The 13,468-nt window shown below is 68.7% G+C and carries 10 protein-coding genes; 3 read left to right on the top strand and 7 right to left on the bottom strand.

Features of this window, described 5'->3' with window-relative positions; genetic code table 11:
* The first annotated feature begins 180 nt into the window (after positions 1-180).
* Entirely contained in the window at positions 181-1,488 is a 1,308-nt protein-coding gene (locus EGY25_RS13700) for a diguanylate cyclase domain-containing protein (protein ID WP_135195487.1), read from the top strand.
* 4 nt (positions 1,489-1,492) lie between these two features.
* On the opposite strand, the gene mfd is transcribed toward EGY25_RS13700, so the two are convergent.
* Positions 1,493-4,948: a transcription-repair coupling factor gene (gene mfd / locus EGY25_RS13695; RefSeq protein WP_135195486.1), complete on the bottom strand. Its 3,456-nt coding sequence runs from the start codon at positions 4,946-4,948 to the stop codon at positions 1,493-1,495.
* Complete coding sequence (locus EGY25_RS13690; RefSeq protein WP_135195485.1) at positions 4,948-5,277, bottom strand: succinate dehydrogenase assembly factor 2; 330 nt, start codon at positions 5,275-5,277, stop codon at positions 4,948-4,950. The genes mfd and EGY25_RS13690 overlap by 1 nt, the downstream gene beginning before the upstream one ends.
* Positions 5,278-5,421: 144 nt before the next feature.
* Between EGY25_RS13690 and recG the strand changes: the two genes are divergently transcribed.
* Together recG and EGY25_RS13680 are read left to right on the top strand one after the other, a co-directional pair.
* Positions 5,422-7,509, top strand: a complete 2,088-nt coding sequence (recG, locus tag EGY25_RS13685) for an ATP-dependent DNA helicase RecG (RefSeq protein WP_135195484.1) — start codon at positions 5,422-5,424, stop codon at positions 7,507-7,509.
* Positions 7,510-7,593: 84 nt separating this feature from the next.
* On the top strand, positions 7,594-9,207 hold the full coding sequence (locus EGY25_RS13680; protein WP_135195483.1) for an NAD(P)/FAD-dependent oxidoreductase: 1,614 nt from the start codon (positions 7,594-7,596) through the stop codon (positions 9,205-9,207).
* Positions 9,208-9,273: 66 nt separating this feature from the next.
* Here EGY25_RS13680 and EGY25_RS13675 read toward each other — a convergent pair whose 3' ends face one another.
* The 5 genes from EGY25_RS13675 to EGY25_RS13655 are packed head-to-tail and all read right to left on the bottom strand — an operon-like array spanning position 9,274 to position 13,366.
* Positions 9,274-10,068: an MBL fold metallo-hydrolase gene (locus tag EGY25_RS13675; RefSeq protein WP_135195482.1), complete on the bottom strand. Its 795-nt coding sequence runs from the start codon at positions 10,066-10,068 to the stop codon at positions 9,274-9,276.
* Positions 10,065-10,847 carry a TatD family hydrolase gene (locus EGY25_RS13670; RefSeq protein ID WP_135195481.1) on the bottom strand — a complete coding sequence of 261 codons (783 nt, stop codon included), beginning with the start codon at positions 10,845-10,847 and terminating at the stop codon, positions 10,065-10,067. Before EGY25_RS13670 ends, EGY25_RS13675 begins: the two co-directional genes overlap by 4 nt.
* Positions 10,847-11,839 (bottom strand): DNA polymerase III subunit delta', encoded by a 993-nt coding sequence (locus tag EGY25_RS13665; protein WP_135195480.1) that lies wholly within the window; start codon positions 11,837-11,839, stop codon positions 10,847-10,849. The genes EGY25_RS13670 and EGY25_RS13665 overlap by 1 nt, the downstream gene beginning before the upstream one ends.
* Positions 11,836-12,468: a dTMP kinase gene (gene tmk / locus EGY25_RS13660; protein WP_135195479.1), complete on the bottom strand. Its 633-nt coding sequence runs from the start codon at positions 12,466-12,468 to the stop codon at positions 11,836-11,838. The genes EGY25_RS13665 and tmk overlap by 4 nt, the downstream gene beginning before the upstream one ends.
* A 49-nt stretch (positions 12,469-12,517) precedes the next feature.
* The gene (locus EGY25_RS13655; RefSeq protein ID WP_135195478.1) at positions 12,518-13,366 is read right to left on the bottom strand and encodes a septal ring lytic transglycosylase RlpA family protein; all 849 of its coding nucleotides are present in this window, start codon (positions 13,364-13,366) and stop codon (positions 12,518-12,520) included.
* Between the last annotated feature and the right edge of the window lie 102 nt (positions 13,367-13,468).

The raw sequence follows: 13,468 nt of genomic DNA, 5'->3' as shown, positions 1-13,468 counted from the left end.
AACAAGCGGCGGAACCTAGCGGATTTCGTCGGTCGCGAAAGTCTCATCCGCGTGAGGACGGACTTTCTCGTGGACGCCTTGGTTCCGCCCGCCGTGACATTGCATCCTTAACACCCTCGTCGCTATGGTCTGCGCGTCTCCGGCTGGCTATGGGCGCGGCGACTTACGGAGACGACCGGCTTGGCTTTCGACGCGCGTGTATTGATCCTGGCGGCTGACGACGGCCGGATCGGGCCGCTCGCTGCGGGGCTGGACGCGCTGGGCTGGCCCACCGTCACGGCGCGCGACCTCGTCTCGGCCGAGATGACGCTGCAGGATTTCCCGCTGGAAGCCGCCATCATCGACATCGCTGCCTTTGGCCTGGACGTGGCGACCCGCCTTCGCGCGGCGGCGGAGCCGCGCCGCTTGCCGATCTTGGTCATCGGCGCCCGGCCTGATTCGGTGCAGGGCGCGGACCTGACCATGTCCACCCCGCCCCATCCGGCCCAGGCCGCCCTGCGGCTGGAGCAATTGGGTCGCGCCGCCATCGCCGAGGAAGAGTTTCACCTGCGGGTGACCACCTTTGCAAAGCAGGACATAAAGCTGGATGTCCGTTTCGATGACGACGGCCCGCTGCGGATCCTGGCCGCCGGCGTCGCGGATCGCCGCTTCCTGGCCCTGTCCAACGCCCTGACCGCTGCGGGCGTCGAAGTCGTCGCCGCCCCCACCCCCTACACGGCCTTCGACTATCTGCACGAAAGCCCGTTCGACGCGGCCGTCCTATGGGGCGCCGAAGATCATGCCCCGGCCCTGTCCATCGCGGCGGGCATGAAGCGCAACACGCGCCTCTATCACATCCCGCTGATGCTCTATCTGCGCGGCAAGAACGAGATCAGTCTGTCGGAGCTGTTCAACCGCGGCTTCGCCGACGTCGCCTCGGCCGACACGCCGGAGGGCGAGACGGCCGAACGCATCCTGGCCCTGGCTGGCGCACACCGCACCCACCTGGGCATCCGCAAGACACTGGATTCGGTGCGCAGCCTGGAGCTGATGGATCCCGCGACGGGCCTGTTCACGCCCGAACTGTTCGCCAGCCACCTGGGTCGCGTCGCTGAGGCGTCGCGCGCGCGCAAACGCCCGCTGTCCGTCTGCGTGCTGCGCGTTCGCGAAACCGAATCCGTCACCTGGGCGCGTCAGGGCGGCTGGCTGGACCGCGCCATGCCCCAGATCGGGGCCATGGTCTCGCGCCTGGTGCGGGTCGAAGACACCCCTGCCCGCCTGGCCAAGGAAGTGTTCGCCCTGGCCCTGCCCGCCACCCACGCCGAGCCGGCGCGTCTGGCCGCCGAACGGATCGCCGCCGTCATCGGCTGCACCGCCTTCGACGCCGGCCCCGACCGCTCGCCCTTCGTCGCCGAGTTCGATGTGGGCGCCGCCGAGATGCAGCCGAACGAAAGCGCCGCCGCCCTCTTGGAACGCGCCTCCGCCGACCTGTTCGAAAAGACCCGCTGAGGGCTTACGCCCCCGCCACCCGCGCCAGGTCGGCGGTGATCCGCTCCGCAACCTTCAGCCGCTCTTCCGCCGTCGGCCAGTCGCCCGTCACGACGATCTTCTGATCCGGTCGAATTTTCCAGAACGCCTGGTTCTTCTGGATCAGCCCCACCAGACCCATCGGGTTCGGGAAGCTATTGTCGCGCAGCGTCAGCACCGCGCCCCGCGGCCCGATGTCGATCTTCTCGATACAGGCCCGACGGCAGTTCGACTTGATGCCGACGATCTTCAGCAGTTGCTGCGCCTCGTCCGGCAACGGCCCGAACCGGTCGATCAGTTCGGCGGCCAGGGCCTCGCGATCCTCGGCCTGTTCGGCGTCGGACAGGCGGCGGTACAGGCTCAGACGAACGTTCAGGTCCGGGACGTATTCCTCTGGAATCAGCACGGAAGCGCCGACATTGATCGACGGCGACCAGCCGCGATCCACGGTCAGCCCCTCGCCCTTCTCGCGCAGTTCCGCGACCGCGTCCTCCAGCATCTGCTGGTACAGTTCGACGCCCACCTCGCGGATATGGCCCGACTGTTCGTCGCCCAGCAGATTGCCGCCGCCGCGCTGGTCCAGATCGTGGCTGGCCAGCTGGAAGCCGGCGCCCAGATTGTCCAGCGACTGCAGCACCTGCAAACGCCGCTCGGCCGACAGGGTCATCGGCTTGACCGCGTCCGTGGTCAGATAGGCGAAGGCCCGCGCCTTGGACCGGCCGACCCGGCCCCGGATCTGATACAGCTGCGCCAGGCCGAACATGTCGGCGCGGTGCACCACCAGGGTGTTGGCCGTCGGAATATCCAGCCCGCTCTCGACGATGGTGGTCGAGACCAGCACGTCGTATTCGCCGTCGTAGAAGGCGCTCATCACCTCCTCGAGCTGGGTCGCCGACATCTGACCGTGGCCGACGACGAACTTCACCTCGGGCACCTGCTCACGCAGGAATTTCTCGATGGCGGGCAGGTCCTTCAGGCGCGGCGCGACATAATAGGCCTGGCCGCCGCGATACTTCTCGCGCAGCAGGGCCTCGCGCACCAGCACCGGATCCCACGGCGTCACATAGGTCCGCACCGCCAGGCGATCGACCGGCGGGGTGGCGATGATCGACATCTCGCGAATGCCCGACAGCGCCATCTGCAGGGTGCGCGGGATCGGCGTGGCGGTCAGGGTCAGCAGGTGGACGTCGGCGCGCAGCGACTTCAGCTTCTCCTTGTGCTTGACGCCGAAGTGCTGCTCTTCGTCGACGATAACCAGGCCCAGATCGCGGAAACCAACCTGTTCGGACAGCACCGCATGGGTGCCGACCACGATCTCGACCGAGCCGTCCTTCAGCCCCGCCCGCGTCTCCGCCGCCTCCTTGGTGCCCACCATCCGCGACAGTTGTCGCACCTTGACCGGCCAGCCGGCGAACCGTTCGGTGAAGGTCTTGTAGTGCTGACGCGCCAACAGGGTCGTCGGGGCCACGATGGCCACCTGCTGTCCCGTCATGGCCACGACGAAGGCGGCCCGCAGCGCCACCTCGGTCTTGCCGAAGCCGACGTCGCCGCAGATCAGGCGATCCATCGGCGTGCCCTTGCCCAGATCCTCCAGCACATCGCCGATAGCGTTCAGCTGATCGTCCGTCTCCTCGTAGGGGAAGCGGGCGCAGAACTCGGCGAACAGGCCCGGCGGCGGCACGACCGCGTCGGTCTCGCGCAACGCCCGCTTGGCCGCCAGCGCAATAAGCCCCTCGGCCATCGCCCGCAGACGCTCCTTGGCCTTGGCCTTGCGCGCCTGCCAGCCGGCGCCGCCCAGTCGGTCCAGCTGCGCGCCTTCTGAATCCGACCCGTAACGGGTCAAAAGATCAATATTTTCAACTGGCAAATAGAGTTTGCTCTCACCGGCGTACAGCAGCTCCAGGCAGTCGTGCGGCGCCTGCTGGATCTCCAGCGTCTTCAACCCCTCGTACCGCCCGATGCCGTGATCCAGGTGCACCACCAGATCTCCTGTCGTCAGGGCCGAGGCCTCGGCCAGGAAGTTCGACGCCCGCCGCTTCTTGCGCGGTCGCGCCAGCCGGTCGCCCAGGATGTCGGTCTCGGAAATGACGGCGACCTCGTCCGTCGCAAACCCATGCTCGACCGGCAGGACGCCGCGCAGGTACAGGTCCTTGGGCGCCGCCTGAACATCGGTCCAGTCGCGCACGGCGACGATGTGATCCAGGCCATGGTCGGCCAACATGGTCGCCAGACGCTCCGACGAGCCTTCGGTCCATGAGGCGAACAGCACCCGTTTGCCGTCAGCCTTCAGCGCCGCAGCATGGGCCGCGACGGCTTCGAAAAGGTTGACGCTGTCCTGCGCCCGCTCGGCCGCGAAGGTCCGGCCCAGCCGGCCCCCGGCGTCCTCGCCACCGCCGGAAAACGGCGTGAACCGCCGCACGGCGCGACCCGCCAAGGCCTGGTTCCAGTCGCCGGCGTCCAGATACAGCGACCGAGGGGGCAGCGCGCGATTGGCCGCCGCATGGCCCTTGGTCTTTGCCGCTTCTGTCCGCCCCTCATAGGCGTCAGCGATCAGGTCCCACCGCTCGGCCCGCGCGCTCTCGGCCTGATTGTCCAGGAAGATCAGCGCCTGATCCGGCAGATAGTCGAACAGCGAATCCAGGCTCTCGTAGAACAGCGGCAGCCACTGCTCCATGCCCTGACGCCGCGCGCCCTCGCTGATGGTCGCATACAGGGGATCGTCGCCCGGCGCCCCGAACAGCTTCAGATAGCCGGTGCGGAAGCGCGAAATCGCGTCCGCATCCAGCAGAGCCTCCGACACGGGCGCCAGCGACACCGCCGTCATCTGCCCGGTCGAGCGCTGGGTCTCGGGATCGAAGGTGCGGATCGATTCCAGCTCGGACCCGAACATGTCCAGCCGCACCGGCTCCTCGAAGCCCGGTGGATAAACATCCACCACCCCGCCCCGCACGGCGAACTCGCCTCGCTCCGACACGGTCGAGGCCCGGACATAGCCGTTGGCGGCGAAATACCGCTCCAGCGCCTGGATATCGAGATCGCGGCCCACCTTGGTCTCGAACCCCGCTTGGGTCGTCACCGATCGGGGTGGCGTCCTCTGCATGGCCGCGCCGACGGTCGTGACCACCAGAACCGGCGCGTCGCCCGTCTTGCGCTGGACCAAGCGCGTCAGGGTCGCCATCCGCTGGGCGGCGATGCCCGCTGTCGGGCTCAGCCGGTCATAGGGCAAGCAGTCCCAGGCCGGATATTCAAGGATTTCTATATCTTGAGAGAAGAAGCGGAACGCCTGAACGAACCCGCCCGACCGCTGATAGTCGCGCGCCACGAACACGCCGACCCCGCCGTTCGCCTTGATCCGCTCGGCTACGACCAAGGCGTCCAGCCCCTCCGGCGCCCCGCCCAGATCGGCGTCGGTCCGGTGCTGCGCAGTGACCTGTTGATCCATCAGCCGATGCCCTTGCCGACCTCGGCCGCCACATGCTCGCGCATGAAGGCGCGGACCTTGGCCATCACCGGCGTCTCGAACTCGGGCGGCGTCGGGTCACGCTCGATGATCCAGCCGTAGAGCCACTGATCCTCCTCGTCGATCAGTAGTTCGAACTGGTCCAGCTCGGCGTCCGTCAGCGTCGGCGCCACCTGGTCCGAAAACGGACCCAGCACCATGTCGGCCTCGCGGAAGCCCCGCCGCCAGGACCGGAACTGGATACGGCCCAGCCGCTGCTTGCGGGCCAGCGCCGCCTGGTCGCCACTGTCGTCTTGGGGGATTTCGGTCACAAGCAATCCTGGCCGGCAAGGTTGAAGGACGTTCAAGCCGCGATCCACCGCGTGGCGAGCCTTAGCGTCCTCAAATGGAAGAAGCGCAGATAGCGTTCCTGAACGGACTTCGCCACCCGTCATGGTCACGCTATGTTCCCGGCGATGCGTCCGCAGATTCTCTTTCCCCTGTTCGCCGAGGTCTCCACCCTGAAGGGCGTGGGCCCCCGTGTCCTGCCCTTGGTGCAGAAGGTGGCGGGCCCGCTGGTGCGCGACCTGGCCTTCCTCAGCCCCTCCGGCGTCATCGTCCGCCGCCCTATGGAGGCGGCGACCGCCGTGGACGGCGAGGTCGGGATCTTCGAGATCGTCATCGACCGCCTGTTCGTCCCCAGCCGCCCCGGCGCCCCGCTAAAGGTCCGCGCCAGCGACCCGACCGGCTTCGTTCACCTGGTCTGGTTCGGCGGCTCGACCCAGCATATCGACCGCCTGTTGCCGCGCGGCGAGACCCGGCTGGTCTCGGGCAAGGTCGAACGGTTCAACGGCGAGGTCCAGATCGTCCACCCGGACATCGTCACCCTGGACAAGGCCGCCGACATCCCGGCCTCCGAACCCGTCTATCCGGCGACCCAGGGTCTGACCTCGCGCCAGCTCCGCAAACTGGTCCAGGCCGCCCTGCCCGCCGCCCCCGACCTGCCGGAATGGCAGGACCCGGCCTGGCTGAAGAAGCAGAACTGGCTGGGCTGGCGCGCCGCCCTCGACGCCCTGCACGCCCCGGCGGGCGAGTTGGACCTGACGCCCGACGCCCCGGCCCGCCAGCGTCTGGCCTATGACGAATTCCTGGCCCACCAGCTGGCCCTGGCCCGCCGTCGTCGCGCCCGCGAAATCAAGCCCTCGCCCGTCATCACGCCCGGCGCCGCCTCCGACCACCTGCTCCAGGCCCTGCTCTTCACCCTGACGAACGCCCAGGCCCAGGCCGTCGCCGAAATCCGCCGCGATCTGGTTTCGGGCAAACAGATGGGCCGGTTGCTTCAGGGGGATGTGGGTTCAGGCAAGACCGCCGTCGCCGCCCTGGCCCTGGCCGACGCGGCCGCCAGCGGCTTCCAGTCCGCCCTGATGGCCCCGACCGAAATCCTGGCCCGCCAGCATTACGAAAAGCTCGGCCCCCTGCTGGAGTCGGCCGGCGTCGCCTCCGTCCTCCTGACCGGTCGCGACACCAACGGCCAGCGGCGCGAAAAACTGGCCGCCCTGGCCTCCGGTCACGCCCAGGTCGCCATCGGCACCCACGCCCTGTTCCAGGACGCCGTCCGCTTCGACCGCCTGGCCCTGGCCGTCATCGACGAACAGCACCGGTTCGGCGTCAACGAGCGCCAGCGGCTTCAGGCCAAGGGCGACCCGCGCATCGGCGCCGTCCACCTGCTCACAATGTCGGCCACCCCAATCCCCCGCACCCTGGAACTGACCCAGTATGGCGAGCTGGAAGTCAGCCGTCTGATGGAGAAGCCGCCGGGCCGCACCCCAGTCACCACCGCCGTCGTTCCCCTCGCGCGGATCGGCGAGGTCGCCGCCCGGCTGAAGACGGCGCTCGACGCCGGCGCCCAGGCCTATTGGATCTGCCCCCTGGTCGCCGAATCCGAGGCCATCGACCTGGCCGCCGCCGTGGACCGCGCCGACGACCTGCGCCGCCTGCTGGGCGTCGAGGTCGGCCTGGCCCACGGCCAGATGCCGGGCGCCGAGCGCGAAGCCGTCATGGCCGACTTCGCCGACGGCCGCATTCCCCTGCTGGTCGCCACCACCGTGGTCGAGGTCGGGGTCGATGTGCCCAACGCCTCCATCATGGTCATCGAACACGCCGACCGCTTCGGCCTGGCCCAGCTGCACCAGCTGCGCGGCCGCGTCGGTCGCGGCTCGAAGGCCAGTTCCTGCATCCTGCTGTACGGCGGCCAGGACGGCGCCCTCGGCGAGACCGCCAAGGAACGCCTCGAAACCCTGCGCCGCACCGAGGACGGCTTCGTCATCGCCGAAGAAGACTTCCGCCTGCGCGGCGGCGGCGATCCCCTCGGCCTGAAACAGAGCGGCTTCCCCGCCTACCGCTTCGCCGACCCGATCCGCCATCGCAGCCTGATGCTGGCCGCCGCCGACGACGCCCGCCTGATCCTCAACCGCGACCCCGATCTCGCGTCAGAGCGCGGCCAGGCCGTACAGATTCTGGAGGAGCTGTTCGACTGGAAGGGGCATAGGTCGGGGGCGGACTGAGGGGCGGCTTCCCATAGGCCATCAGCCCGCCATCCCAGGCCTTATGCCTAGGATCCAAAGACTTGAGCGGCTAGAACGGCCCGAATGTTGCGCCTGTCAGAACTCAAGCTGCCCCTCGACCACCCGCCGGAGGCCTTGCCCGCCGCGATCGCCGCCCGGCTGGGCGTGCCGCCGCACGATCTCATGTCTTGGTCGATATGGAAACGGGCGCACGACGCCCGCAGGAAATCCGCGATTCTGAAAGTCTACATCCTCGACGTCGAGGTGAGGGATGAAGCGGCGGTGCTCGCCCGCCTTGCAGACGACGTGCACGTGGCGCCGACGCCAGACGTCGCCTATCGCCCGGTCGCTGTTGCGCCTACGACCGAGCGCCTTCGGCCGGTCGTGATCGGGGCCGGGCCGTGCGGCCTGTTCGTCGGGCTGATCCTGGCCGAGATGGGCTTCAAGCCGATCATCCTCGACCGCGGCAAGGTGGTCCGTGAGAGGACCAAGGACACCTGGGAGCTCTGGCGGAAAGGCAAGCTGCACCCGGAGTCCAACGTCCAGTATGGCGAGGGCGGCGCAGGCACCTTCTCCGACGGCAAGCTCTACAGCCAGATCAAGGATCCGCGCTTCCTGGCCCGCAAGGTGCTGACCGAATTCGTCGCGGCCGGGGCGCCGGAGGAAATCCTCACCGAGGCCCACCCGCACATCGGCACCTTCCGCCTGGTGACCATGGTCGAGGCCATGCGCGAGAAGATCGAGGCCTTGGGCGGCGAGTACCGGTTCGAGCACCGGGTCACTGACATCGATCTCGACAAAGGCGCCATACGGGGCGTGCGCCTGCACACCGGCGAGACGCTGGAGGCCGATCACGTGGTCTTCGCCATCGGCCATTCGTCGCGCGACACCTTCCAGACTCTCTACGACCGTGGCGTCCATATCGAGGCCAAGCCGTTCTCGGTCGGTTTCCGCATCGAGCATCCGCAGTCGTGGATCGATCGGGCGATGTTCGGTCCTTGCGCCGGCCACCCCGATCTTGGCGCGGCGGCCTATACGCTTTCGCACCATTGCAGCAACGGTCGCACTGTCTACAGCTTTTGCATGTGCCCGGGCGGCACAGTGCTGGCGGCAACCAGCGAGCCCGGCCGCGTCGTGACCAACGGCATGAGCCAGTATTCGCGCAACGAGCGCAACGCCAACTCCGGCTTCGTGGTCGGCATCTCGCCCGAGGATTATCCGAGCGACCACCCGCTGGCGGGCATCGAACTGCAACGGGAGCTGGAGACCCTCGCCTATGCGGCCGGCGGCGGCGACTATTTCGCGCCCAGCCAGCTGGTCGGCGACTTCCTGGCGGGCCGCCCCTCGACCGCGCTGGGCGAGGTCGTCCCCAGCTATAAGCCGGGTGTGCGCCCAACCGACCTGGCGCCCCTGATGCCCGACTATGTGATCGCCGCCATGCGTGAGGCCCTGCCCGTCTTCGGCCGCAAGATCGCCCGGTACGACGACGCCCAGGCGGTTCTGACGGGCGTCGAAACCCGCAGCTCGTCCCCGATCCGCATGACCCGCGGCGCCGATTTTCAGAGCCTGAACGTGCGCGGCCTGTTCCCTGCCGGCGAAGGCGCCGGCTATGCTGGCGGCATCCTCTCGGCCGCCGTCGACGGCATCAAGGTCGCCGAAGCCGTCGCCCGGTCGATGGTGGCGGAGGGGGCGGCATAGACAACAGGTGGCGCACAGCCCACGCTGTCTGCCTGCGCTGTCCGCCCCGCCAAACCTCTGCCAGCCTCAGCCGATCATCCGGCTCCAGCCGTCGAACCCGACCTCGACATTGGCGGGAACAATCGCCGACAGTGCTTTGTAATCCATGTCGATATGCAGGTTCGTCAGCACCGCGCGCTCCACGTCGGCAGCGGCGATCCATTCCAGCGCCCGGTCCAGATGCGCATGGGTCGGATGCGGCGCATAACGCAGGGCGTCCACGATCCAGATCTTGCATCCGGCCACAGCCGCAAGCGCCGCCTCGTCCAGATCGGATACGTCGCTGGAATAGGCCATGTCGCCCAGCCGGTAACCGACCGACCGGATCGGCCCGTGCGCCTGGTCGAAGGTCGTGATCGGGATCGCCCCGCCCGGCCCCTCCACCGACCAGGCCGTCCCGTGGGCCGGAATGATCCGCCCGTCCAGCAGCGGCGGATAGCCGAACTTGCTCTCGAAGATATAGTCGAACCGGTGCGACAGGGACGTCAGCGTCGCCTCATCCATCCACGCCGGAATTCGCTTCCTGGACCGCGCGGCGAAGGTGCGCAGGTCGTCGATCCCGTGGGTCTGATCCGCATGATCGTGGGTGTACAGGACCGCATCCACATGCTTCGTCCCGCTGGCCAACATCTGTTCGCGCAGGTCGGGCGAGGTGTCGATCAGGACGTTGGTCACACCCTCCGGCCCGGTCTTCCTCGCCAGCATCGAACAGCGCGTCCGCCGGTTCTTCGGCTCGGCCGGGTCGCACGCGCCCCAGTCCCCGTCACCCCGCGGCACCCCGCCCGAGGATCCGCTGCCCAGGATGACGACTTCGAAACTCATGCCAATCTCGGTATCCGGCCAAAGAGGCCGAAGAAGGCCTCGGTGGTTCTCTGGTCCGCCTCCTCGGCGCTCCATCCCCGGATCTCGGCCAGTTTGTCCAGCACATGGCCCACATAGGCCGGCTCGTTGCGCCGCCCACGATGCGGGATGGGCGCCAGATAGGGGCAGTCGGTCTCGACGATTATACGGTCGCCGGGCATGTCCCGGATCACCGCCCGCACCTCCTCGGCCGCCTTGAAGGTGGCGATACCCGATACCGAGAACCAGGCCCCCAGTTCCGCTGCGATTCCCGCCAGTTCTGCCCCGCTGGTGTAGCAGTGCATCAGCATCTTGAACGGCCCGGCCGCGTGCTCCTCCTTCAGGATCGCCCCCATGACCGCGTCCGCCTCGCGAGTATGGATCACCAGCGGCAGGCCCGTCTCGCGCGCCGCGGCCACATGCTGGCGAAACACCGCCGCCTGGATCTCGCGCGGGCTGAAGTCGTAATGGAAATCCAGGCCGCACTCCCCGATCCCGACGACCTTGGGTCGCTGCGCCAGTGCGATCAGGGTCGCCGCCGTCAGGTCCGCCGCATCCTTGGCCTCGTGCGGATGGACCCCGACCGTGCACCAGATGTCGTCGTTGGCCATGGCGATCCCGTGGGTCGCCTCGAAGGTCGTCAGCTTGTCGGAGATCTCGACCATCAGACCGACCCCCGCCTCGCGCGCCCGGGCGATCACCGCGTCCCGGTCCTCGTCGAACTGCGGCGCATGCAGGTTCACATGGCTGTCGATCAGCATCAGCCCATCCGCTCCTGCTGGGCCTGGACCCGCCTCAGGTCCGCCAGCGCCCCGGCCAGCACATCGGCCTTGTCCAGGTTCAGCCCCGCCGCCCGTTCCGGCAGCGGCTGCAGCCGTTCCCACAGTTCGGCCCAGCGATTGCCTGCGCCGGCCGGGCTGCTCAAGGCCCGCATCCGCACCGCCGCGATCAGCCGGTCCATCAAGGTCTCGAACCGCTCCTGCCCCTCCGCGCCCCGGAACTTGTCAGCAATGGCCAGGGCCTCGGCCCGGTCCACATCGCCCTCGACCCAACGTCGCGCCAGCTGATCCATCTCGAAGGTCGCCCCCGAGGCCAGGGCCAGTGCCGCGCCCGGCGATCCGCCCGCCATGATGGCCGCATGTTCGGCGTCCTCCGGCTCGGCCCCCGTGCGGTTACGCACCAGGGTCTCCAGCCGGTCCGGCGTCCAGATCGGAAAGCTCAGCCGCCGGCACCGCGACCGGATCGTGGCCAGCAGCCGCCCCGGCGCATGGGTCACCAAAAACAGCACGCCCCGCTCGGGCGGCTCCTCAAGAACCTTCAGCAAGGCGTTGGCGGCATTGATATTCAGGTCGTCGGCGGCGTCGATGATCGCCACCCGATACTGGGCCTGCGACGGGCTCTTGGAAAAGAACTCTGGCAGTTCGCGCGACTGATCGACCGAGATCGACTTCTTGGTCTTGCCCCCCTCGACCAGCCGTTCCAGCACCAGCAGGTCTGGATGAGACTGGGCCGAGATCAGCCGACTGACCGGATCCTCGCGCCGCGCCCCCAGCGGCCCGCGCGCCGGATCGGCCGCCGCCCCCAGCAGCCGCCGCGCCGCGCGATAGGCGAAGGTCGCCTTGCCCGTCCCCTCGACCCCGCACAGCAGCCAGGCGTGGTGCAGCCGCCCCCGCTCCCAGGCGTCCAGAAAGGCCGCTTCCGCCGCCGCGTCTGGGACCAGGTCGAACCGGTCGCGGGGATGATCCTCGCTCACAGCAGCCGGTCCTGAACCGCCTGCCAGACCCGCGCCTCGACCTCGTCCAGCGACCCCACCGCATCGATCAGCACACAGCGCTGGGGATTGGCCTCGACGATGCGCAGGAAGCCCTCGCGCAGTCGCTGGTGGAATTCGACGCCCTTGGATTCGAACCGCGTCTCGAACAGGCCGCGCCCGAACGCCCGCTCCAGACCCACCTCGACCGGCAGGTCGAACACCAGGGTCAGGTCCGGCTGATCGCCCCCGACCACGCCCGCGTCGATCTGTTCGATGAAACTCTGGGCCACGCCGCCGCCCGCGCCTTGGTATGCCCGACTGCTGTCGGCGAACCGGTCGCACACCACCCAGTCGCCGGCGGCCAGCGCGGGCCGGATGGTCCGCTCCAGATGGTCCGAACGCGAGGCGTACATCAACAGGGTCTCGGTCATCGCCGACCAGGGCTCGGCGTCATTGGCCACGACCAGGTTGCGGATCACCTCCGCCCCCTTCGATCCGCCCGGCTCGCGGGTGCGCACCACCTTGCGCTCGCCCAGCACGGGCTCCAGCCGCGCGACCAGCCGCCCGACCTGGGTCGACTTGCCGGCGCCCTCGCCGCCTTCGAAGCTTATGAATTGTCCACGGGTCACGCGCCTTCATGGCGCGCGGGCGCTGTCCGGCGCAAGCCCGTGAGCGCGATCAGTTGCCGGATATCAACAGGGCGCCCGCGTAACCCCGCGCCACGACCGACTGTCGGGCGGCTTCGGCTGCATTGGCGCTGTCCCACGGCCCCACCACGACGTTGAACCGTCCGCCGTTCAGGTCGGCCCGCACCCAGCCGCTCAGGCTGTCGGCGATTCGCCGGGCCTCGCCCTGATCCGAGAAGGTCCCCGCCTGCACCCAATAGATCGAGACCTCCTCTACCGCGGGCGCGGCCGGCGCGGCGGCGACCGACACGGGCCGGCTCACGGGCGCGCTCACCGGGGCCGAGACGCGCGGCGCAGGCGCAGACGCCCTCAACAGCGTGCCCCCGCCCTGCTGCGGCGCCCGGCCCAGATAGCGCACCCGCACCCGCCCCACGCCCTGCGACAGCATCCCCAGCTCATTCGCCGCCTCGCGCGACAGGTCGATGATCCGGCTGTCCACGAACGGCCCCCGGTCGTTGATCCGCACCACCAGCCGCCGCCCGTTGTCCAGGTTCGTCACCTCGACCAGACCGGGCAGAGGCAGGGTCTTGTGCGCCGCCGTCAGGGCATGCATGTCGAACCGCTCGCCGGTCGAGGTCGGCCGCCCGTTGAAGGCGTCGCCGTACCAGGACGCCATCCCGACCTCTTCGTAATCCGGCTGTTCCTTGGGCGTGTACCAGCGCCCGCGCACCTGATACGGCCGCATCGTCCCCGACACGATCGGCGCCGGGTCCTTGACCACAGGCAGGCGCGCCTCGCCCCGCGTTCCGCCCACGCCTGCGCCGCCCGCCGTCGAACAGGCGGCCAGCAGCGAGAACAGTCCCAGGATCAGGGCGCCGCGCACCCATTTTCCACACGTCATCGATCCGCCTCGTCAAGGAATACGAGAAACAGGATGATCGAAGACATTTCCGCTTTGGTTAATGACCCGTTCGCCTGCTATGGCGTCCGCCTCCGCTCTGAC

Source organism: Brevundimonas intermedia (assembly GCF_004614235.1).
Taxonomy (GTDB): Bacteria; Pseudomonadota; Alphaproteobacteria; order Caulobacterales; family Caulobacteraceae; genus Brevundimonas; species Brevundimonas intermedia_A.
The sequence above is the reverse complement of the archived record's forward strand: the minus strand, read 5'-3'. Positions and strand labels throughout refer to the sequence as shown.

Excerpts from the sequence above, each read along its gene's own strand:
- EGY25_RS13655 (WP_135195478.1), bottom strand. The coding sequence starts at position 13,366 with ATGACGTGTGGAAAATGGGTGCGCGGCGCCCTGATCCTGGGACTGTTC.
- EGY25_RS13670 (WP_135195481.1), bottom strand. The coding sequence starts at position 10,847 with ATGCTGATCGACAGCCATGTGAACCTGCATGCGCCGCAGTTCGACGAG.
- EGY25_RS13680 (WP_135195483.1), top strand. The coding sequence starts at position 7,594 with ATGTTGCGCCTGTCAGAACTCAAGCTGCCCCTCGACCACCCGCCGGAG.
- mfd (WP_135195486.1), bottom strand. The coding sequence starts at position 4,948 with ATGGATCAACAGGTCACTGCGCAGCACCGGACCGACGCCGATCTGGGC.
- EGY25_RS13675 (WP_135195482.1), bottom strand. The coding sequence starts at position 10,068 with ATGAGTTTCGAAGTCGTCATCCTGGGCAGCGGATCCTCGGGCGGGGTG.
- recG (WP_135195484.1), top strand. The coding sequence starts at position 5,422 with ATGCGTCCGCAGATTCTCTTTCCCCTGTTCGCCGAGGTCTCCACCCTG.